This is a genomic window from Pseudomonas sp. PSKL.D1 (assembly GCF_028898945.1).
In the GTDB taxonomy this organism is placed as follows: Bacteria; Pseudomonadota; Gammaproteobacteria; order Pseudomonadales; family Pseudomonadaceae; genus Aquipseudomonas.
Window position 1 is genome coordinate 505,054 of the sequence record NZ_CP118607.1, and the last position, 18,634, is coordinate 523,687.

General features: G+C 63.1%; 19 protein-coding genes. 5 read left to right on the forward strand and 14 right to left on the reverse strand.

Going from position 1 to position 18,634, the window contains the following annotated elements:
- Nucleotides 1-4: 4 nt before the first annotated feature.
- Entirely contained in the window at nucleotides 5-772 is a 768-nt protein-coding gene (locus PVV54_RS02090) for a phasin family protein (protein WP_274908374.1), read from the forward strand.
- Nucleotides 773-902: 130 nt separating this feature from the next.
- On the opposite strand, the gene PVV54_RS02095 is transcribed toward PVV54_RS02090, so the two are convergent.
- The 14 genes from PVV54_RS02095 to gshB form a co-directional block, all read right to left on the reverse strand.
- On the reverse strand, nucleotides 903-1,517 hold the full coding sequence (locus tag PVV54_RS02095; protein WP_274908375.1) for a TetR/AcrR family transcriptional regulator: 615 nt from the start codon (nucleotides 1,515-1,517) through the stop codon (nucleotides 903-905).
- 13 nt (nucleotides 1,518-1,530) lie between these two features.
- A complete protein-coding gene (phaC, locus tag PVV54_RS02100) occupies nucleotides 1,531-3,213 on the reverse strand; it encodes a class II poly(R)-hydroxyalkanoic acid synthase (protein ID WP_274908376.1) in 1,683 nt (560 codons plus the stop codon).
- Between the two features lie 42 nt (nucleotides 3,214-3,255).
- On the reverse strand, nucleotides 3,256-4,107 hold the full coding sequence (gene phaZ / locus PVV54_RS02105) for a poly(3-hydroxyalkanoate) depolymerase (protein WP_274908377.1): 852 nt from the start codon (nucleotides 4,105-4,107) through the stop codon (nucleotides 3,256-3,258).
- A gap of 63 nt (nucleotides 4,108-4,170) precedes the next feature.
- On the reverse strand, nucleotides 4,171-5,850 hold the full coding sequence (gene phaC, locus PVV54_RS02110; RefSeq protein WP_274908378.1) for a class II poly(R)-hydroxyalkanoic acid synthase: 1,680 nt from the start codon (nucleotides 5,848-5,850) through the stop codon (nucleotides 4,171-4,173).
- A 351-nt stretch (nucleotides 5,851-6,201) separates the two neighbouring features.
- On the reverse strand, nucleotides 6,202-6,579 hold the full coding sequence (locus PVV54_RS02115; protein WP_274908379.1) for a DUF971 domain-containing protein: 378 nt from the start codon (nucleotides 6,577-6,579) through the stop codon (nucleotides 6,202-6,204).
- Between the two features lie 71 nt (nucleotides 6,580-6,650).
- Nucleotides 6,651-7,994, reverse strand: coding sequence for an ATP-dependent protease ATPase subunit HslU (hslU, locus tag PVV54_RS02120; RefSeq protein WP_274908380.1), 1,344 nt, complete (start codon nucleotides 7,992-7,994; stop codon nucleotides 6,651-6,653).
- 73 nt (nucleotides 7,995-8,067) lie between these two features.
- Complete coding sequence (gene hslV, locus PVV54_RS02125) at nucleotides 8,068-8,598, reverse strand: ATP-dependent protease subunit HslV (protein ID WP_134690445.1); 531 nt, start codon at nucleotides 8,596-8,598, stop codon at nucleotides 8,068-8,070.
- A 249-nt stretch (nucleotides 8,599-8,847) separates the two neighbouring features.
- Nucleotides 8,848-10,119 carry a dihydroorotase gene (locus tag PVV54_RS02130; RefSeq protein WP_274908381.1) on the reverse strand — a complete coding sequence of 424 codons (1,272 nt, stop codon included), beginning with the start codon at nucleotides 10,117-10,119 and terminating at the stop codon, nucleotides 8,848-8,850.
- A complete protein-coding gene (locus PVV54_RS02135) occupies nucleotides 10,116-11,120 on the reverse strand; it encodes an aspartate carbamoyltransferase catalytic subunit (RefSeq protein WP_027920654.1) in 1,005 nt (334 codons plus the stop codon). The genes PVV54_RS02130 and PVV54_RS02135 overlap by 4 nt, the downstream gene beginning before the upstream one ends.
- Before the next feature lie 12 nt (nucleotides 11,121-11,132).
- On the reverse strand, nucleotides 11,133-11,651 hold the full coding sequence (pyrR, locus tag PVV54_RS02140) for a bifunctional pyr operon transcriptional regulator/uracil phosphoribosyltransferase PyrR (protein WP_274908382.1): 519 nt from the start codon (nucleotides 11,649-11,651) through the stop codon (nucleotides 11,133-11,135).
- Between the two features lie 48 nt (nucleotides 11,652-11,699).
- Nucleotides 11,700-12,125, reverse strand: coding sequence for a Holliday junction resolvase RuvX (gene ruvX / locus PVV54_RS02145; RefSeq protein WP_274908383.1), 426 nt, complete (start codon nucleotides 12,123-12,125; stop codon nucleotides 11,700-11,702).
- Nucleotides 12,125-12,694 (reverse strand): YqgE/AlgH family protein, encoded by a 570-nt coding sequence (locus PVV54_RS02150; protein ID WP_274908384.1) that lies wholly within the window; start codon nucleotides 12,692-12,694, stop codon nucleotides 12,125-12,127. The genes ruvX and PVV54_RS02150 overlap by 1 nt, the downstream gene beginning before the upstream one ends.
- Before the next feature lie 289 nt (nucleotides 12,695-12,983).
- Nucleotides 12,984-13,889: an energy transducer TonB gene (locus PVV54_RS02155; RefSeq protein WP_274908385.1), complete on the reverse strand. Its 906-nt coding sequence runs from the start codon at nucleotides 13,887-13,889 to the stop codon at nucleotides 12,984-12,986.
- Between the two features lie 91 nt (nucleotides 13,890-13,980).
- Nucleotides 13,981-14,934: a glutathione synthase gene (gene gshB / locus PVV54_RS02160; RefSeq protein ID WP_274908386.1), complete on the reverse strand. Its 954-nt coding sequence runs from the start codon at nucleotides 14,932-14,934 to the stop codon at nucleotides 13,981-13,983.
- A gap of 261 nt (nucleotides 14,935-15,195) precedes the next feature.
- Between gshB and PVV54_RS02165 the strand changes: the two genes are divergently transcribed.
- The 4 genes from PVV54_RS02165 to PVV54_RS02180 are packed head-to-tail and all read left to right on the forward strand — an operon-like array spanning nucleotide 15,196 to nucleotide 18,634.
- The gene (locus PVV54_RS02165) at nucleotides 15,196-15,597 is read left to right on the forward strand and encodes a response regulator (RefSeq protein WP_274908387.1); all 402 of its coding nucleotides are present in this window, start codon (nucleotides 15,196-15,198) and stop codon (nucleotides 15,595-15,597) included.
- Between the two features lie 48 nt (nucleotides 15,598-15,645).
- Nucleotides 15,646-16,011: a twitching motility response regulator PilH gene (gene pilH / locus PVV54_RS02170; RefSeq protein WP_274908388.1), complete on the forward strand. Its 366-nt coding sequence runs from the start codon at nucleotides 15,646-15,648 to the stop codon at nucleotides 16,009-16,011.
- On the forward strand, nucleotides 16,008-16,562 hold the full coding sequence (locus PVV54_RS02175; RefSeq protein WP_274908389.1) for a chemotaxis protein CheW: 555 nt from the start codon (nucleotides 16,008-16,010) through the stop codon (nucleotides 16,560-16,562). The genes pilH and PVV54_RS02175 overlap by 4 nt, the downstream gene beginning before the upstream one ends.
- 47 nt (nucleotides 16,563-16,609) lie before the next feature.
- Nucleotides 16,610-18,634 (forward strand): methyl-accepting chemotaxis protein, encoded by a 2,025-nt coding sequence (locus tag PVV54_RS02180; RefSeq protein WP_274910373.1) that lies wholly within the window; start codon nucleotides 16,610-16,612, stop codon nucleotides 18,632-18,634.

Sequence of the window (18,634 nt, forward strand, 5' to 3'; positions counted from 1 at the left end):
CAGGATGGCTGGCAAGAAGAATACCGACAAAGAAGGCAGCTCCTGGGTCGGCGGGATCGAGAAGTACTCCCGCAAGATCTGGCTGGCGGGGCTGGGTATCTATTCGAAAATCGACCAGGACGGCCCCAAGCTGTTCGACTCGCTGGTGAAGGATGGCGAGAAGGCCGAGAAGCAGGCGAAGAAGACTGCTGAAGACGTAGCGGACAGCGCCAAGGCTTCGACCACTTCGCGCGTGTCTGGCGTGAAGGACCGTGCCTTGGGCAAGTGGAGCGAGCTTGAAGAGGCGTTCGACAAGCGCCTTAACAGTGCGATCTCGCGCTTGGGCGTGCCAAGCCGCAACGAGATCAAGGCGCTGCACCAGCAGGTGGATAGCCTGACCAAACAGATCGAAAAACTGACCGGCGCATCGGTTACCCCGATCTCGTCGCGCACTGCGGCGGCCAAGCCGGCGGCGGCCAAGACTGCAGCCAAACCACTGGCCAAGGCAGCGGCCAAACCTGCGGCGAAAACTGCTGCGGCCAAGCCCGCTGCGAAGACTGCTGCAGCTAAACCTGCGGCGAAACCTGCGGCAGCCAAACCGGCTGCCAAGCCAGTAGCGGCCAAACCCGCAGCGGCGAAAAAGCCGGCTGTGAAGAAAGCACCGGCCAAGCCCGCTGCTGCCAAGCCTGCGGCGGCCACCGCCGCTCCGGCAGCCACCGCGGCACCGGCACCTGCCGCCGCAACGGCCAGCAGTGCACCGTCGGCACCGGTGAGCGCGGTTACCGAGGTCTGATACCGCGTCGCACTCCTTCGCGGCGGTCCGACGTCTCTGTAAACCCGCTCCCACAGGGCAACACAATACCTGTAGGAGCGGGTTTACCGAGACGTCGGACCGCCGCGAAGAGGCCAGCCCTGCCAGGCGCCTACCCCTCCAGATACCCCACTGCCAATTGCTCCGCCGCCTCCCGCGCCTGCACTTCCAAATGCGGCGCCACTAGCATCATCACCTGATACACCACGATCCCTACATCTCCCTCGCGCCCCAGCACCCGCTGGTAATCCAGCGAAAACATCAGGGTCAGGGTGATCTGTTCCACCAGTTGCCCCAAAGCTTGAGTTTCGCTCACCACCTGCCCCTGGCTTTTCAGGCTCGCCAGCAACGCCGCCAACGTGCGCTTGAGGGCATTGATCAGGCTGCGCATGCCACGGGCCAGTTTGGGCAGTCGCCCGGTCAGGTTCGACAGGTCCTGGAACAGGAAGCGGTACTGGGCCATGCGCTCGACGATCAGGTGCAGAAACAGCCAGTAGTCTTCTGCATCCAGGCGCACTTCAAGCGGTGGGTCGAGTAACGGCATCAGCTCGTCTTCGAAACGCTCGAACAGGCCGTGTATCAGGGGCTCCTTGCCATGGAAGTGGTAGTAGAGATTGCCCGGGCTGATGCCCAGCTCATTGGCAATTTCAAGGGTTGAAACATTGGGCTCGCCCTGCTGGTTGAACAGTTGCAGTGCGCATTCCAGGATACGGTCACGGGTTTTCATCCAGTTACTGCACTCATCGGGTCAGCACATAAGTGCCTGGCGCAGGGCCCAGAGGCGGATAGGTGCTGTTGCCCAACTCGGTGCGCGGTGCTTTCAGAGGGCCCGAGCGTGGGGTAATCCATTCCAGCCACAAAGGCCACCAGCTGCCGTCACTGCGTTTTGCCTCGTAGAACCATGCGCGCGGGTCGCCCGACAGTTTGGGGTTTTGCAGGTAGTAGGCCTTGGGGTTGTCCGGTGGGTTGATGATGCTCTGGATGTGCCCGCTGTTGGCCAGCACAAACCGCCGGTCGCCACCGAGCAGCAAAGCCGAGCGGTACACCGCGTCCCATGGCGTGATGTGGTCGTTGCTACCGGCCACGGTGAAGCTGTCCAGGTCAACCTGCTTGAGGTCGATGGGCGTGCCGCATACCTCCAGCCCGGCCGGGTGAGTCAGCGGGTTGTGCTTGAAGAAGTCCAGCAGGTCGCCGTGCAGGGCGGCCGGTAGCCGCGTGTTGTCGGCGTTCCAGTACAGGATGTCGAATGCGGGTGGCGCCTTGCCGAGCAAATAGTTGTTTACCCAGTAGTTCCAGATCAGGTCATTGGGCCGCATCCAGGCGAAAATCCTGGCCACCTCACCACCGTCTAGCACGCCGCGCTGGTAGGAACGGCGTTTGGCGGCTTCGATGGTTTGCTCGTCGGCAAACAGGCTGGCGGGGCTGTCGAACTTGCTGTCCAGCAAGCTGACCAGATACGTGGCGCTACGGATTTTGCGCAACTGATGCTTGGCCTGCAGGTGGCCTTGCAACGCGGCCATGGTCAGGCCGCCAGCGCAGGCACCCATCAGGTTGGGGTCGCGATTGCCGCTGATGCTGCGGCACGCGTTGAGGGCCTCTTCCAGCGCCTGCACATAGCTGGACAGCCCCCACTCGCGGTGGCGCGGGTCGGGGTTGCGCCAGCTGACCATGAACACCTGCAAGCCGTTTTTCAGCATGTACTGAACGAGGCTGTTGTTGGCCTGAAGGTCGAAAATGTAGAACTTGTTGATTTGCGGCGGCACCACCAGCAAGGGCCGGGCATGTTGCTTTTCGCTCATCGGCTTGTACTGGATCAGTTCCAGCAGTTCGTTGCGGAACACCACCGCGCCGGGGGTTGCCGCCAGGTTGCCGCCGACTTCGAAGGCGCGCTCGTCAACCTGGCGTGGTAGCCCGTCGTTGTGGCGCAGGTCGTCGAGCAAGTGAGCGACACCGCGTACCAGGCTTTGGCCGCCGGTGTTGAGCAGCTCCTTCACGGCCATCGGGTTAAGTAGCGAATTGCTGGGTGCCAGGGCGTCGTTGATCAAACCGAACAGGAAGTGCGCCCGGGCCCGGTCATCGTCGTCCAGATGGCTCTCGTCGATCCACAGGCGGGTTTGCTTCTGCCAGGCAAGGTACGCCTGCAAGCTTCGCCGGTAGAACGGGTTCTGGCTCCAGGTCGGGTCGCTGAAGCGGCTGTCACGCGGGTTGGGTTGGTAAGGCGTGTCGCCCAGCATGACGCGGCCTAGCTGGCCGCCTAGCGCCAACAGATGGCGGGCGGTATGCACGGGGTTGATCAGGCTGTGGCGGCCTACCCTGCGCAGGGTGGACACCAGGTCGCGCCCCCGCAACCCAAGAATGGCGTTCTGCACGTTCATGCTGGCGGCTGGGAGCGTTTTCGTTCCTTTGGCCGGTTTGTCTGTCATGGCAACACTCCCTCGTCTTACCCGTATCGCGGGCAACGAAAATCAACCGCCGGAGGCGGGGCGCGGATGCATGACCGCGCGCTGACGCTCTTCCTGTAGAAACTTCATGATGATTGGTGCGACAGCTTCGGCCCTGGTGATCAGGAACAGGTGGCCATCGTCAATGATGTGCAGCTGGGCATTGGGAATACGCCAGGCCAGCAGGCGCATGTTGATCAGTGGGATCAGCGGGTCGTCGTCGCCTGCCAGCACCAGGGTTGGCTGGTGGATCTTGTGCAGCCAGTGAATGCTGGTCCAGCCGAGGCCGGCGAACAGCTGCCAGTAGTAGCCCATCTTGCCGCCCGAGCGCACTTTGGACGCGTGTTGCATAGCCAGGTCCGGGTCTCGGCGAAACGCTCCGCCGTAGATCAACGGAGCAATGCGGATCACGTGGGACGGCTGCACATAACGCCTGGGGCTGGCCATCATCCACAGTACCTTGGGCTTGCCCGGCACCATCACTGCGCCAGCAGCCGTGGCGGCCAGCACCAGCTTCTTGCAGCGCTCCGGGTAGTCGTGAGCAAACTGCTGGGCCAATGCGCCGCCCCATGACACACCGATCGCACTGACCTGGCCATAGTCCAGGTAATCCAGCATGCGAGCGGTCAGTTTGGCCAAACCCGGAAAGCGATAAGGGTGGCGAGGCGTGGAAGAGCCGCCGACCCCGGGCACATCGAAGGCAATGACTTCCAGGTCGGGGTCCAGCGCCTCGATGAACGGGAACACCAGCTCCAGGTTGGCGCCGATGCCGTTGAAAATCAGCAAAGGCGTCAGGTGCGGCTTGCCCGGGCGGACGGCGGTGCGGATGGACTGGTCGTCCAGCTCTACGGTCCTGTAGATGTACGGTTCCGGCATGCGCAAGACTCTGTGGTGAAGAAAGCGCCGTGGCACGCGTTCATGCGGCCACGGCAACACAACTCAGCGTTCGTGAACGTAGGTTCCCGGTGACGCCTCGCCTGCGGCATAGGCGCGATTGCCCAGCCGGGTTGGTGCCTTTTTCAAGTCGCCCGCGCGTTCGCCCAGCCAGGCTTCCCAATGCAGCCACCACGAGTCGGCGTGCTTGTCGGCGTTTTCCTGCCAGGCCACCGGGTCGCCCGGGCGGTCGGCGCCCGTCATGAAGCGCGCTTTGGGGTTGCCAGGCGGGTTGAGAATGCTCTGGATGTGGCCGCTGTTGGACAGCACGAACTCGATCTTGCCGCCGAACAGATGCGCCGAGCGGTAGCAAGACTGCCACGGGGTGATGTGGTCGGCGGTGCCGGCAACGCTGTAGATGTCGCAGTCGACTTTCTTCAGGTCGATGGCGGTGCCGCACACTTCCAGGGCATCGGCCCGGGTCAGCGGGTTGTTCTTGAACATCTCGATGAGGTCGCCGTGGAAGGCGGCCGGCAAGCGCGTGGTGTCGTTGTTCCAGAACAGGATGTCGAACACCGGCGGCTCGTTACCGAGCAGATAGTTGTTCACCCAGTAGTTCCAGATCAGGTCGTTGGGGCGCATCCAGGCGAATACCTTGGCCATGTCGCTGCCTTCGAGCACCCCGGCCTGGTAAGAATGGCGCTTGGCCGATTCCAGCGTTTGCTCGTCGACGAACAGGGCCACCTGGGTGTCCACAGTCGTGTCCAGCACGCTGACCAGCAGGGTCAGGGCATTAACCTTTTTCTCGCCGGTGGCAGCGTAGTGGCCAACCAGCGCGGTGCAGGTGATACCGCCGGAGCAGGCACCCAGCATGTTCAGGTCTTTGCTGCCGGTAATCGCCAGCACCGCGTCCACCGCTTCCTTGAGCGCATCGATGTAGGTCGACAGGCCCCATTCGCGTTGGGCCTTGGTCGGGTTGCGCCAGCTGATGATGAAGGTTTGTTGCTGGGAGCGCAGGCAGAAGCGCGCCAGGCTCTTTTCCGGGCTCAGGTCGAACACATAGAACTTGTTGATCTGCGGCGGCACCACCAGCAGCGGGCGCGCATGCACTTGCTCGGTGATGGGGCTGTACTGGATCAACTCCAGCACGTCATTGCGGTACACCACTGCGCCGTCACTGGTGCCGAGGTTTTTGCCCACTTCAAAGGCATCCATGTTTACCTGGCTGGGCATGCCACCGTTGTTGACCATGTCCTTGGCCAGGTTGGACAGGCCGTCAAGCAGGCTCTTGCCACCGGTTTCGAAGAACCGTTTGACCGCCGCCGGGTTGGACAGGGTATTGGTGGGCGCCATGGCTTCGGTCATCAGATTGATGACGAACTGCCCGCGGCTGATGTCTTGAGGTGAAAGGTCACTTTCGCCAATCCAGTCCTGCAACTCCTTGCGCCAGGCGAGGTAGGTTTGCAGGTAACGGCGATACAGCGGGTTCTTGCTCCAGGCTGGGTCGACGAAGCGACGGTCGTCGCCCTCGGGGGCCAGCGTGGACTTGCCCAGCAGCACGTTCTTCAGCTCAAGGCCAAAGTGCGCCACGTGCTTGGCACTGTGCAGCGGTTGGCGCACGGCCTGGCGCAGCACGGTGCGTGCCGAGCTCAGCAGGTCTTTGCGGCGGATGCCGATGACCGGGTTCAGCCCCAGGGTGTTTTCCGAGGCTTGCCGCTGCAACTCATCGTTGTTCTTGTTACTCATCTACGACGCTCCGTTGTCCTGAGACGAGTACCGGTTTGCTGTGGCGCATGCACAGAAGACAGCCCGGTACTGCTACTCGGGTGACCAGTGATAAGGAACAGCGGTGCTGCGGGCCGGATGCATTCGGCGATGAGCTGCGGGGAATTCTGCGTGTGAAGACAGCCTGCTTTCGCTCGCGACCTCTACAAACCGGCCATGCCCTGATTGCCCTTGAGCAACGCAGGTAACTTGCCAGCCCCATTGGTTACCCGACTTTCATGTAATGCGCAAGACAGCCGGTTGAAGAGCTGTCTGTAAGGCATTCAAGCAGATGAGATTAGAAAATGCGCTCTAAACCTTGGAAGCCTTGAGCTAGAGCATGAGTTTAACGACGGATTCTGACGGATCGCGGGATTTTCCCGCCTTGTGCAATTCATCCAGATAGTCGGCCCACAGCTGCTCCTGGCGCAGGCAAAGCTGCTCAAGGTACTCCCAAGTGAACAGTCCGCTGTCATGGCCGTCGTCGAAGGTCAATTTCAGTGCATATTGGCCGGCAGGTTCCAGGCCGACGAGGCCTACGTTGATCTTGCCAAATTGCAGGATGGGATTGCCGTGGCCCTGGACCTCGGCGGAAGGCGAATGCACGCGCAGGAATTCGGCGGGCAGGTGGTAGGCCTCGTTCGGGCCGTAGGTGAGGGTGAGGGTTTTGGAGGCTTTGTGCAGGTTGATGGCGGTGGGCAGGCGGGCCATGGGCTGAATCTCTGGAATGCTGATTGGGGTAGCTTCCAGTTTCTTCTGTGCGGATCAAGGCGACGCTGTTCTTACAGGATGTAACGCGACAGGTCTTCGTTCTGTGCCAGTTCACCCAGGTGACCATTCACATATTCTGCATCGATGCGAATCGGTGCTTCATCATGGGTGCTGGCCAGGTCGCCAGCACTGAACGACACCTCTTCGAGCAGGCGCTCAAGCAGGGTGTGCAGGCGGCGGGCACCGATGTTCTCGGTCTTTTCGTTCACCTGGAAAGCAATCTCGGCCAGGCGCTTGATGCCGTCGGCGGCGAACTCGATGTTCAGGCCTTCGGTCTTGAGCAGCGCGCTGTACTGCTCGGTCAGCGAGGCATGCGGCTCTTGCAGGATGCGCTCGAAGTCTTCCGGCGTCAGCGCCTTCAACTCAACGCGGATCGGCAGGCGGCCTTGCAGCTCAGGCACCAGGTCACTCGGCTTGCTCAGGTGGAACGCACCGGAGGCGATGAACAGAATGTGGTCGGTCTTGACCATGCCCAGCTTGGTGTTGACGGTGCAGCCTTCGATCAGCGGCAGCAGGTCGCGCTGTACGCCTTCACGGGACACATCGGCGCCGCCAACGTTGCCGCGCTTGGCCACCTTGTCGATCTCGTCGATGAACACGATACCGTGCTGTTCAACGGCTTCCAGGGCCTTGGCCTTGAGTTCTTCGTCGTTTACCAGGCGGCTCGCTTCTTCGTCGCGAACCATCTTCAGCGCGTCCTTGACCTTGAGCTTGCGGGTTTTGCGCTTGCCCTTGCCCATGTTGGCGAACAGGTTTTGCAGCTGGCTGGTCATTTCTTCCATGCCGGGTGGCGCGGCGATCTCGACGCCCATGTTCTCGGCAACTTCAATCTCGATTTCCTTGTCGTCCAGCTGGCCTTCGCGCAGGCGCTTGCGGAACAGCTGGCGGGTGTTGGAATCGCTACTGGTTTGGGCGGCTTCCTCGCTGAAGCTGGTCACGCGCGCTTGCGGCAGCAGGGCGTCGAGGATGCGGTCTTCGGCGGCGTCTTCCGCGCGGTGGCGCACACGGACAATTTCCTGCTCGCGCAGCATCTTCATCGCAGCGTCGGCGAGGTCACGGATGATCGACTCGACGTCGCGGCCCACATAGCCCACTTCGGTGAACTTGGTGGCTTCGACCTTGAGGAACGGCGCATTGGCCAGTTTGGCCAGGCGGCGGGCGATTTCGGTTTTACCAACGCCGGTAGGGCCGATCATCAGGATGTTTTTCGGCGTTACCTCGGCACGCAGCTCGGCTGGGAGCTGCATGCGCCGCCAGCGGTTGCGCAGGGCAATGGCTACGGCGCGCTTGGCGTCGTCCTGGCCGATGATGTGGCGGTTGAGTTCGTGGACGATCTCGCGGGGGGTCATGGACATGATGAATATGGTCCTTGGGAGTGGCTCAGCGTGGAAAAGCCCCCTCACCGGGAAGGGGCGCCAAAACAGCTGATTACTCGGCCAGGTCCTGCTCCTCGATGGTCAAGTTGTGGTTGGTGAACACGCAGATGTCACCGGCAATGTTCAATGCGGTCTCGGCGATTTCGCGGGCCGAGAGGTCGGTCTTGTTCAGCAGGGCGCGGGCGGCGGCCTGGGCGTAGGCGCCACCGGAGCCCATGGCGATCAGGCCGTCTTCCGGCTCGACCACGTCACCGTTGCCGGTGATGATCAGGGAGGCGTCCTTGTTGGCCACGGCCAGCATGGCTTCCAGGCGGCTCAGTGAACGGTCGGTACGCCATTCCTTGGCCAGCTCCACGGCAGCACGCACCAGGTGGCCGGAGTGTTTCTGCAGTTGGGCTTCAAAGCGCTCGAACAGGGTGAACGCGTCGGCAGTGGCGCCGGCGAACCCGGCAATAACCTGGCCGTTGTACAGGCGACGGACCTTTTTGGCGTTGCCTTTCATCACGGTGTTGCCGAGGGATACCTGGCCGTCGCCGCCCATGACGACTTTGCCGTTACGGCGGACAGAAACGATGGTGGTCAAGGGAGAGTCTCCACGCAGCGGGGCGAAAATGCCTGTTGCAGACTCATATGGGGGGAGGGGGAAGGATTTCAACCGGGGGGATGAATGGTTGCTGGAGTGCGCCGTCGTTGTGGGAGCGGCCTTGTGTCGCGAATGGGCCGCAGAGCGGCCCCAGGTTTTCAGCTTTGCAGCCAATGTTGCTGGGGCCGCTCTGCGGCCCTTTCCGACCGGTCCGGCGCCCCGGCAAGGCCGCTCCCACTAGGTTACGGCTCAGGCTTCGTGGCAAACATGCCCATCGACCAAGGTATAACGCACTGCGCCCGGTAGGCAGTGGCCGATGAACGGGCAGTTGTCACCGCGCGAGAACCACTGCTCACCCGCCACGGTCGAGGCTTTCGGATCGAACAACACCAGGTCGGCCGCGCCGCCCACCTTCAGCTCACCCGCCGGCAGGCGCATGGCCGCAGCCGGGCCGCTGGTCAGGCGTGCCAGCAGCGTTGGCAGGTCGAGCAGGCCATCCTCAACCAGCGTCATGGCCAGCGGCAGCAGCAGTTCCACGCTGCTGATGCCTGGCTCGGTGGCACCAAACGGCGCCAGCTTGGCATCGCGCTCGTGGGGCTGGTGGTGGCTGGAGATCGCCTGGATCACACCCGACTTCACCGCCTCGCGCAGGCCGTCGCGGTCTGCAGCGGTGCGCAGCGGTGGCTGCACGTGGTACAGGCTTGAGAACTCACGCAGCGACTCGTCGGTGAGGATCAGCTGGTACAACGCCACATCCGCGGTCACCGGCAGGCCAAGCTGCTGGGCCTGGGCGATCAGGCGAGCGCCACGGGCGCTGGTGATCTGGGTGAAGTGCGCACGCACGCCGGTCTGCTCCACCAGCAAGAGGTTGCGCGCCAGGGCGACGGTTTCGGCCGTTTCAGGGATGCCGGGCAGGCCGAGGAAGCTGGCCATGGCGCCTTCGTGGGCCAGGCCACCCTGGGACAGGTCGCGGTCCTGGGAGTGGAACACCACGGTCAGGTCGAAAGTGGCGGCATACTCCAGGGCACGGGCCAGGGTACGGTTGTTGGGGATTTCCTTGAGACCATTGCCGAACGCCACGCAACCGGTATCGCGCAGCGCGACCAGTTCGGCCAGTTGCTCGCCTTCCAGGCCCTTGGTCAGCGCGCCGATAGGGTAGACCTTGCTGTTGGCGGCTTCGCGGGCGCGGTCGAGGATCAGTTCGGCCACGGCCGAGGTGTCCAATACCGGTTTGGTCTGCGGCGGGCAGCACAGGCTGGTGACGCCACCGGCCACGGCGGCGCGGGTTTCGCTGGCGATGTTGCCTTTGCGGCTGTAGCCGGGTTCGCGCAGCGATACGTCAAGGTCGACCAGGCCCGGGGCGGCAATCAGGCCGTTGGCCTCGATCGTGCGGCTGGCGCTGAAACCCGCTGGCGCGGCGCCAATGGCGACAATGCGGCCGCCGTCCAGGTGCAAGTCCGTGACTTGGTCCAGGCCACTCTTGGGGTCGATGACCCGGGCGCCAAGAATGCTGATGGTCACAGGGCGTTCTCCTGGTCGAATTGACGTTGCGCGTTCTGCCCGCTCATGGCCATGGACAGCACTGCCATGCGCACGGCGATGCCGTAAGTGACCTGGTTGAGGATCACCGAGTGTTTGCCGTCGGCCACGGCCGATTCGATTTCCACACCGCGGTTGATCGGCCCCGGGTGCATGACGATGGCGTCAGGCTTGGCACCGGCCAGGCGTGCGGTGGTCAGGCCGAACAGGCGGTAGAACTCGCCCTCGCTGGGCAGCAGGCCACCAGCCATGCGCTCGCGTTGCAGGCGCAGCATGATCACCACGTCGACGTCCTTCAGGCCTTCGGCCAGGTCGGTGTAGACCTTCACGCCATATTGCTCGATGCCGATTGGGATCAGCGTTTTCGGACCGATCACGCGGATGTCCGGGCAACCCAGTGCCTTGAGCGCGAGCATATCGGAGCGAGCTACACGCGAGTGCAGGATATCGCCGACGATCGCGACAGACAGGTTCTCGAAGCTGCCTTTGTGGCGGCGGATGGTCAGCATGTCGAGCATGCCCTGGGTCGGGTGCGCGTGGCGGCCATCACCGCCGTTGATCACGGCAACGTCCGGGCACACATGTTCGGCGATGAAGTGTGCGGCGCCTGAGTCGGAATGGCGTACGACGAACATGTCGGCGGCCATTGCCTCAAGGTTGCGCAGGGTGTCGAAGAGGGTTTCGCCTTTGCTGGTCGAGGAGGTCGACACGTTCAGGCTGATCACGTCAGCCGACAGGCGCTGGGCCGCCAGCTCGAAGGTGGTGCGGGTGCGGGTGGAGTTTTCGAAGAACACGTTGCACACGGTCTTGCCGCGCAGCAACGGGACTTTTTTCACGGCCCGGGCGCCGACTTCAAGGAACGAGTCGGCGGTGTCGAGGATCTCGGTGAGCAGTTCGCGGGGCAAACCGTCGAGCGAGAGAAAGTGGCGCAGCTGGCCCTGATCATTGAGCTGCAGCGGGCGCTTGGCGTCGATTGGCGTCATCGCGGGGGACTCTTAAAGGGCGGAAGCGGTGGCGAGGTCCTGGCGCTCGAGGGCGAGCGGTGCGGGTCCGGTCAATTTTACCCGTTCATGGGCGGCAAGCGACAGGGTGGCGCCAAGCACATTCGGGCGGATCGGCAGTTCGCCGGCATCCAGGTCCAGCAGGCACACCAGGGTCACGCTGGCCGGGCGGCCATAGTCGAACAGTTCGTTGAGCGCCGCACGGATGGTGCGACCGCTCATCAGGACGTCATCAATCAGCACCAGGTGCTGGCCTTCGATTTCAAACGGCAACTCCGACGGGCGCACCTGCGGGTGCAAGCCGTTCTGGCTGAAATCGTCGCGGTAGAAGGAAACGTCGAGCGTGCCCAACGGGCTGGTATCGGCGAGTTCCTGCTGAAGGGCCTGGGCTACCCAGACGCCGCCGGTGCGGATGCCAATGAAGCGTGGCTCGGTGATATTACGGCGGGCCAGATGGGCGCGAAGGTCCACAGCCATCTGCCGGATCAGGTCGGCGGGGTTGGGAAGGCTCATTGCGTGCTCCTTGGGAGGGCGCCGGGTTGACCCGGCGGCAAAGCGGATTTAAGTGTTGGCCTCCAGCCAGCCCTGCAACAGCAGGGCCGCGGCGATGGCATCGACCGGGTTGTCGCGGTAGCTGCCGCGCTGCCCGCCCCGGGCCAGGCGTTCGCCTTTGGCTTCGAAGGTGGTCAGGCGTTCGTCGTGGGTGTGCACCGGCAGGTTGAAGCGGCCATTGAGGCGGCGGGCGAACTTTTCGGCTCGGGCGCTCATTTCGCTGGGCGTACCGTCCATGTTCAGCGGCAGGCCGACGACGATGGCATCAGGCTTCCATTCGTTGATCAGTTTTTCCACCTGGGCCCAGTCCGGCACACCGTTCTGCGCTTTCAAAGTGCACAACTCGCGGGCTTGGCCGGTTACCACCTGGCCCACGGCCACACCGATCTGTTTGCTGCCGTAGTCGAAGCCCAGCAGCAGGCGCAGCTCGGCCATCAGGCGTGGCCCGCCTGGCTGGTCAGCAGGCTGAGGTTGATCCCCAGGCTGGCGGCGGCGGCGTCCAGGCGCAGGTCGCTGGCCAGGCCAAAGATGATCTCGGGGTCGAATGGGCAGTTGAGCCAGGCGTTGTCGGCCAGCTCCGCTTCCAGTTGGCCCGCTTCCCAGCCGGCGTAACCCAAGGTGATCAGGCTCTGCTTTGGCCCCACGCCAGCGGCAATGGCCAGCAGGATGTCCTGCGAAGTGCTCAACGACAGGCCGTCCAGAGCAACAGTTGCCTGGAAGCTGCATTCGCTGGAGTGCAAAACGAAACCGCGGTCGGTCTGCACCGGGCCGCCTTGGTAGATTGGTACCTGCAGGGTGCTGGCAGGTGGCTCCTCGTCCGGGCGCAGCTGCTCAAGAATGTCCGCAAGGTTCAGCTCCTGAGGCCGATTGACCACCAGGCCCATGGCGCCATTGGCGTTGTGCTCGACGATGTACGTGAGGGTCTGGGCGAAGTTCGGATCTGCCATGTGTGGCATGGCGATCAGGAACTGATGCTTGAGGTAGCTGGGGGTGAGGGTTTTCATGGGGGATAGTGTGGCGCCAGGTGGCGAGGCTGACAAGGTGGTTATGTTGGGTGGTGTTCGCCTTTAGGTGTTTGTCGCCTGTGAGATCGAGCGCCGCCCGCGCGGCGCATCGCGGATGAATCCGCTCCTACAGGTGGGCGCAAGGCAGGCAACCATGGCGTAACAAGTTCGGCACGTTGCAACAAATGTAGGAGCGGATTTACCGAGACGTCGGACCGCCGCGATGCGCCGCGCGGGCGGCGCGCGATCTCATGAGCGCCCGAAAAGCGTCGGCAAACGCATCCAGCAATCAATTACTGGACAGCCGATCCCCACGCGCAAACCGCCAGGTCCGGATAATCTCCAGCCGGTCAAACTCCGCCATATCCCCGGTAAAGGGTGCAAACGGTGCCGCCAGCCGCACGATCCGTTGCGCCGCCTGGTCCAGCACCGGCTGCCCGGACGATTCCAGCACCAGCACTTCATACAGCGAGCCATCGCGGTTGATCGACACCATCATGCGCAAGTTGCCGTATATCTGCTGGCGACGTGCCTCATCCGGGTAATTCAGGTTACCCACCCGCTCAACCTTCTTGCGCCACTCTTCCTTGTACCAGGCACCCTTGTCGCGCATGGTCGAGGCCGCATTCAGGCGGTGAATACGAGGCCGCTTGGCATACATTTGCTGCTCGTTGGAAAGCTCGGCCTCAAGGCTGGCAATCTGGCTGGACAACTGCGAACTGTCGAAGTCCGGCGTTGGCGTGGCAGGCTTGGGCTGCGGCTTGCTTTCCTTGGGTTTGGGCTCGATCTTCTGCGCTTTGGGTGCAGTAGTGGCCACAGCGGATTTTGCCGGCGTCGGCGGTGGCACCACCTCAGGCTTTGCAGCCGGCGGCGGGGTGACCTTGTTGATCTTGCTGTCCTGGAACGGCGCCACTTCGGTGGTGGTGGGCACCGCCTTCTTGTCCAGCGTGCCGCTGCCCTGTTGATTGGCCTGGGCCTGGAAGTCGGCCTTCTCGGGCGCTTTTTCGCTCTTGAAGGTGGCCAGGGTAATGTCCATGGTCTGGCGGATTTCAGCCGGTTTGACCACGGTAAAACCCACGCCAAGAATCAGCGCCAGGTGCACCAGGGCAGCCAGGAACAGGGTAAAGCCAAGCCGGTCCACCGGGCGAACGCGGGGTGGCAGCAGGTCGGCGGGGATGTCGGCAGGCAGCGTCATCGGGTATCCAGCAACCGCGGGGCGGGGCAGCAGCTCAGTCAAATAAGACCGGCATCATACCCCACTCCGCGCCTTTGCTTCGCGTCGGCGGTCAGCGCGCCTTCAGCTTGCGATCAATGGCGTCCATCAGCTTGCCACCTATATCGGTGTTGTAGGCCGCGTCAATCTCGCGAATGCAGGTGGGGCTGGTGACGTTGATTTCGGTGAGGTAGTCGCCAATCACGTCCAGGCCGACGAACAGCAGGCCCTTTTCGCGCAGGGTCGGGCCCACCTGGGCGGCGATCCAGCGGTCGCGTTCGGTCAGCGGGCGGGCTTCGCCACGGCCACCGGCGGCCAGGTTGCCGCGGGTTTCGCCGCTGGCGGGAATGCGTGCCAGGCAGTAGTCCACCGGCTCGCCGTCGATCATCAGGATGCGCTTGTCACCGTCCTTGATCGCCGGCAGGTAGGCTTGCGCCATGATCTGCTGGGCACCCAGCGCAGTCAGGGTTTCAAGGATCACCGACAGGTTAGGGTCGCCGGCCCTGTGGCGGAAGATCGATGTACCGCCCATGCCGTCCAGCGGCTTGAGGATGACGTCGCTGTGCTTGGCGGCGAACTCGCGGATGATGTCCGGGCGGCGGCTGACCAAGGTGGGCGTGGTGCACTGCGGGAACAGCGTGGCGAACATCTTTTCATTACAGTCGCGCAGGCTTTGCGGGCGGTTGACCACCAGCACGCCGTCAGACTCGGCCTGTTCCAGCAGGTAAGTGCTGTAGACAAACTCCATGTCGAACGGTGGATCCTTGCGCATCAGGATCACGTCCAGTTCGGCCAGCGGGCTGTCCTGCTCGTCACCCAGCTCGAACCAGTGCGCCGGGTCGGCGAATACCTTCAGCGGGCGCATGCGCGCGCGGGCCTTGCCTTCGCCTTGGTACAGGTCGCGTTGCTCCATGTAGAACAGGCTCCAGCCACGGGCCTGGGCAGCCAGCAACATGGCCAGCGAGCTGTCCTTCTTGTAGGAGATGGACGCGATAGGGTCCATGACAATGCCGAGGCGAACGCTCATGGGTGGTTCCTCTTGGCGGCACCGGGCCGCGATGGATCGAAAGAAAAGTGGCTCAGGGTGGCGCCGTGAACGCCTGCGGTCAAGGGGTGCGGCAGATGGAATGGCCCCCCGGAGTGTGCTAAAAATGCCAGTCATGATGCTGTATGACAGCCCCTTTGGGGCTACAGGGCAGCACGATCCATGTAGGAGCGGCCTTGTGTCGCGAAAGGGCCGCAAAGCGGCCCCGGCAATCTTGCCCCGAGCAGCGATGGTAGCCCAGTGATGGAACAACCCCTGAAGGTGATGGTGATCGACGATTCGCGCACGATCCGCCGCACCGCGCAGATGTTGCTCGGCGAAGCGGGCTGCGAGGTGATTACCGCCAGTGACGGCTTCGATGCCCTGGCCAAGATAATCGACCACCAGCCACAGATCATTTTCGTCGACGTGCTGATGCCGCGCCTCGATGGTTACCAGACCTGCGCAGTGATCAAGCACAACAGTGCTTTCAAGGACATCCCGGTGATTCTTCTGTCATCCCGCGACGGCTTGTTCGACAAGGCCCGTGGCCGGGTGGTCGGCTCTGACCAGTTCCTGACCAAGCCTTTCAGCAAAGACGAGCTGCTTGATGCGATCAGGGCACATGTGCCCGGGTTCGCCGCGCAAGAACAACACGCACCCTGACCGCGCCCGCCAGTGGCGCGGCCTTAATGTTCCTGATGGGGAAACAGCATGGCCCGAGTTCTGATTGTCGACGATTCGCCGACAGAAATGTACAGATTGACCGAATGGCTGGAAAAGCACGGCCATCAAGTGCTCAAGGCCGACAACGGCGCGGACGGCGTGGCGCTGGCTCGCCAGGAGAAGCCAGACGCGGTGCTGATGGACATCGTCATGCCCGGCATGAACGGCTTCCAGGCCACCCGCCAGTTGAGCAAAGACCCCGAAACCAGCGGTATTCCGGTGATCGTGGTCACCTCCAAGGACCAGGAAACCGACCGCATCTGGGCCGCGCGCCAAGGTGCCCGCGACTTCCTGACCAAACCGGTTGAAGAAGACGCCCTGATCGCCAAGCTCAAAGAAGTGCTGGGCGCTTGACCACCCGCCCCCAGGGCGCGTCGCTGACCGCCTTCGAGCTGCTGCTGGACATCGACCGGCGCTGCCGCCTGCTGGTGGCTGACCAGCCGCCGCAGGATACCCGCCTGCAACAGTGGAGCGGCATCGGTTTTCGTGTGGCCGGGCAGTGGTTTGTCGCCCCCATGGGCGAGGTGGCCGAAGTGCTCCGCGAACCTCGCAGCAGCCGCGTGCCGGGTGTGCAGCCCTGGGTTTGCGGGGTGGCCAACCTGCGTGGGCGGCTGCTGCCGGTGATGGACCTGAGCAGCTTCTTTGGCCTGGGCCCAGTCGCGCTGGGCAAGCAGCGGCGGGTACTGGTGCTGGACCACGAAGACCTGTTCGTCGGCCTGTTGGTGGATGAAGTGCTGGGTTTGCAGCACTTCGCCCTGAGCAGCCTGGACCTGTCGCCGCCGCAACCCCTGTTGCGAGCTGCCGCCCGATTCGTTCAGGGGCATTTCGCCCGAGAACGCAACTGGGCCATCTTCAGCCCCTTCGCCCTGGCCCAGGCGCCGGGTTTTCTTGACGTGGCGCTATAGGACTCTTGAACGTGAACACGCCAGCTACCCCCGTAGCGCCCGCCAGCATGACCCCACGCACACGCAGCATCGTGCAGATCACCGTGCTGTTCATCGTGCTGATCCTGTCGATCATCCTGCTGTTCGCCAACTTCGCCTACCTCAACACCCAGGCCAACCACGACAAACAGTACATCGGCCATGCCGGCGAGTTGCGCGTGCTGTCCCAGCGCATCGCCAAGAACGCTACCGAAGCAGCGGCGGGCAAGGCGCTGGCGTTCAAGTTGTTGTTGGATGCACGCAATGACTTCGAGCGCCGCTGGAGCTACCTGCGCGAAGGCGACAAGTCCACTGGCCTGCCTGCCGCCCCGCCAGCGGTGCGCGATGAAATGGAAGCCGTGCGTCAAGACTGGGACAACCTGCGCAAGAACACCGACACCATCCTGGCCAGTGAGCAGACCGTGCTATCGCTGCACCAGGTAGCGGCCACCCTGGCCGAAACCGTGCCGCAGTTACAGGTTGAATACGAGAAGGTGGTCGAAATCCTGCTGCAAAGCGGCGCCCCGGCCAACCAGGTAGTGGTGGCCCAGCGCCAGTTGCTGCTTGCCGAACGTATTCTGGGTTCGGTCAATACCGTGCTGGCAGGTGATGACACCGCCGCCCAGGCTGCCGATACCTTTGGCCGGGATGCCAACCGCTTTGGGCAGGTGCTGGAAGGCATGCTCGGTGGGAACCCGGCCATTCAGGTGACCCGTGTGGAGGATGCCGACGCCCGTGCACGCTTGGCTGAAATTGCTGAACTGTTCCAGTTCGTGGCCGGCTCGGTCGACGAAATCCTCGAAACCTCGCCCGAGCTGTTCCGTGTACGTGAAGCAGCCGGGAACATCTTCAGCCTCTCGCAAACCCTGCTCGACGAAGCCTCGCACCTGGCCAACGGCTTCGAAAACCTCGCCGCAGGCCGCACCCTCGACACCGTTGGCGGCTATGTACTGGGCCTGCTGGCGCTGGCGTCGATTATCCTGATCGGCCTGGTGATGGTACGCACCACCCACCGCCAGTTGCGTGAAACTGCCGAAAAGAACGAGCGTAACCAGCAGGCAATCATGCGCCTGCTGGATGAAATCGAAGAGCTTGCCGACGGCGACCTGACCGTGACGGTGTCGGTTACCGAAGACTTCACCGGCGCCATCGCCGACTCGATCAACTACTCCGTCGACCAGTTGCGTGACCTGGTAGCCACCATCAACCACAGCGCCGAGCAAGTGGCGGCGGCCGTGCAAGACACGCAGAACACCGCCCGCCAGTTGGCCAAGGCCTCGGAGCACCAGGCCGAGCAGATCAGCGAGGCCTCCGAGGCGGTGGGTGACATGGTGGAGTCGATCGACCGCGTTTCCGCCCATGCCTACGAGTCGGCGAAGGTGGCAGAACGCTCCGTGGCCATTGCGAACAAGGGCAACGAGGTGGTGCACAACACCATCAACGGCATGGACAACATCCGCGAGCAGATTCAGGACACCGCCAAGCGGATCAAGCGCCTGGGCGAGTCCTCGCAGGAGATCGGCGACATCGTCAGCCTGATTGATGACATTGCCGACCAAACCAACATCCTTGCCCTCAACGCCGCCATTCAGGCCTCGTTGGCCGGCGAAGCGGGCCGTGGCTTTGCGGTGGTTGCCGACGAAGTGCAGCGCCTGGCCGAGCGCTCGTCTTCGGCTACCCGGCAGATCGAGGCATTGGTGCGCACCATTCAGGCCGATACCAATGAGGCCGTCATTTCCATGGAACAAACCACTGCCGAGGTGGTGCGCGGTGCCCGCCTGGCCCAGGACGCGGGTGTGGCACTGGCCGAGATCGAAGGTGTTTCGCAGAACCTGGCCGAACTTATCCACAGCATCTCGGACGCGGCGCAGTTGCAAACGTCTTCAGCAGGGCAGATTTCCCACACCATGGCGGTGATCCAGCAGATTACCGCGCAAACCTCCGCCGGCTCCGGCGCCACCGCCGACAGCATTCGCCACCTGACTCGAATGGCCAGCGAAATGCGCCGTTCGGTGTCTGGCTTTACCCTGCCGGCACCGGCCGAGCGGCGCTGA

Bases quoted from the DNA above. Each gene is read 5' to 3' on its own strand.
- PVV54_RS02090 (WP_274908374.1), top strand. From the start codon at position 5: ATGGCTGGCAAGAAGAATACCGACAAAGAAGGCAGCTCCTGGGTCGGC.
- PVV54_RS02095 (WP_274908375.1), bottom strand. From the start codon at position 1,517: ATGAAAACCCGTGACCGTATCCTGGAATGCGCACTGCAACTGTTCAAC.
- phaC (WP_274908376.1), bottom strand. From the start codon at position 3,213: ATGACAGACAAACCGGCCAAAGGAACGAAAACGCTCCCAGCCGCCAGC.
- phaZ (WP_274908377.1), bottom strand. From the start codon at position 4,107: ATGCCGGAACCGTACATCTACAGGACCGTAGAGCTGGACGACCAGTCC.
- phaC (WP_274908378.1), bottom strand. From the start codon at position 5,850: ATGAGTAACAAGAACAACGATGAGTTGCAGCGGCAAGCCTCGGAAAAC.
- PVV54_RS02115 (WP_274908379.1), bottom strand. From the start codon at position 6,579: ATGGCCCGCCTGCCCACCGCCATCAACCTGCACAAAGCCTCCAAAACC.
- hslU (WP_274908380.1), bottom strand. From the start codon at position 7,994: ATGTCCATGACCCCCCGCGAGATCGTCCACGAACTCAACCGCCACATC.
- PVV54_RS02135 (WP_027920654.1), bottom strand. From the start codon at position 11,120: ATGACGCCAATCGACGCCAAGCGCCCGCTGCAGCTCAATGATCAGGGC.
- pyrR (WP_274908382.1), bottom strand. From the start codon at position 11,651: ATGAGCCTTCCCAACCCCGCCGACCTGATCCGGCAGATGGCTGTGGAC.
- ruvX (WP_274908383.1), bottom strand. From the start codon at position 12,125: ATGGCCGAGCTGCGCCTGCTGCTGGGCTTCGACTACGGCAGCAAACAG.
- PVV54_RS02150 (WP_274908384.1), bottom strand. From the start codon at position 12,694: ATGAAAACCCTCACCCCCAGCTACCTCAAGCATCAGTTCCTGATCGCC.
- PVV54_RS02155 (WP_274908385.1), bottom strand. From the start codon at position 13,889: ATGACGCTGCCTGCCGACATCCCCGCCGACCTGCTGCCACCCCGCGTT.
- gshB (WP_274908386.1), bottom strand. From the start codon at position 14,934: ATGAGCGTTCGCCTCGGCATTGTCATGGACCCTATCGCGTCCATCTCC.
- PVV54_RS02165 (WP_274908387.1), top strand. From the start codon at position 15,196: ATGGAACAACCCCTGAAGGTGATGGTGATCGACGATTCGCGCACGATC.
- pilH (WP_274908388.1), top strand. From the start codon at position 15,646: ATGGCCCGAGTTCTGATTGTCGACGATTCGCCGACAGAAATGTACAGA.
- PVV54_RS02180 (WP_274910373.1), top strand. From the start codon at position 16,610: ATGACCCCACGCACACGCAGCATCGTGCAGATCACCGTGCTGTTCATC.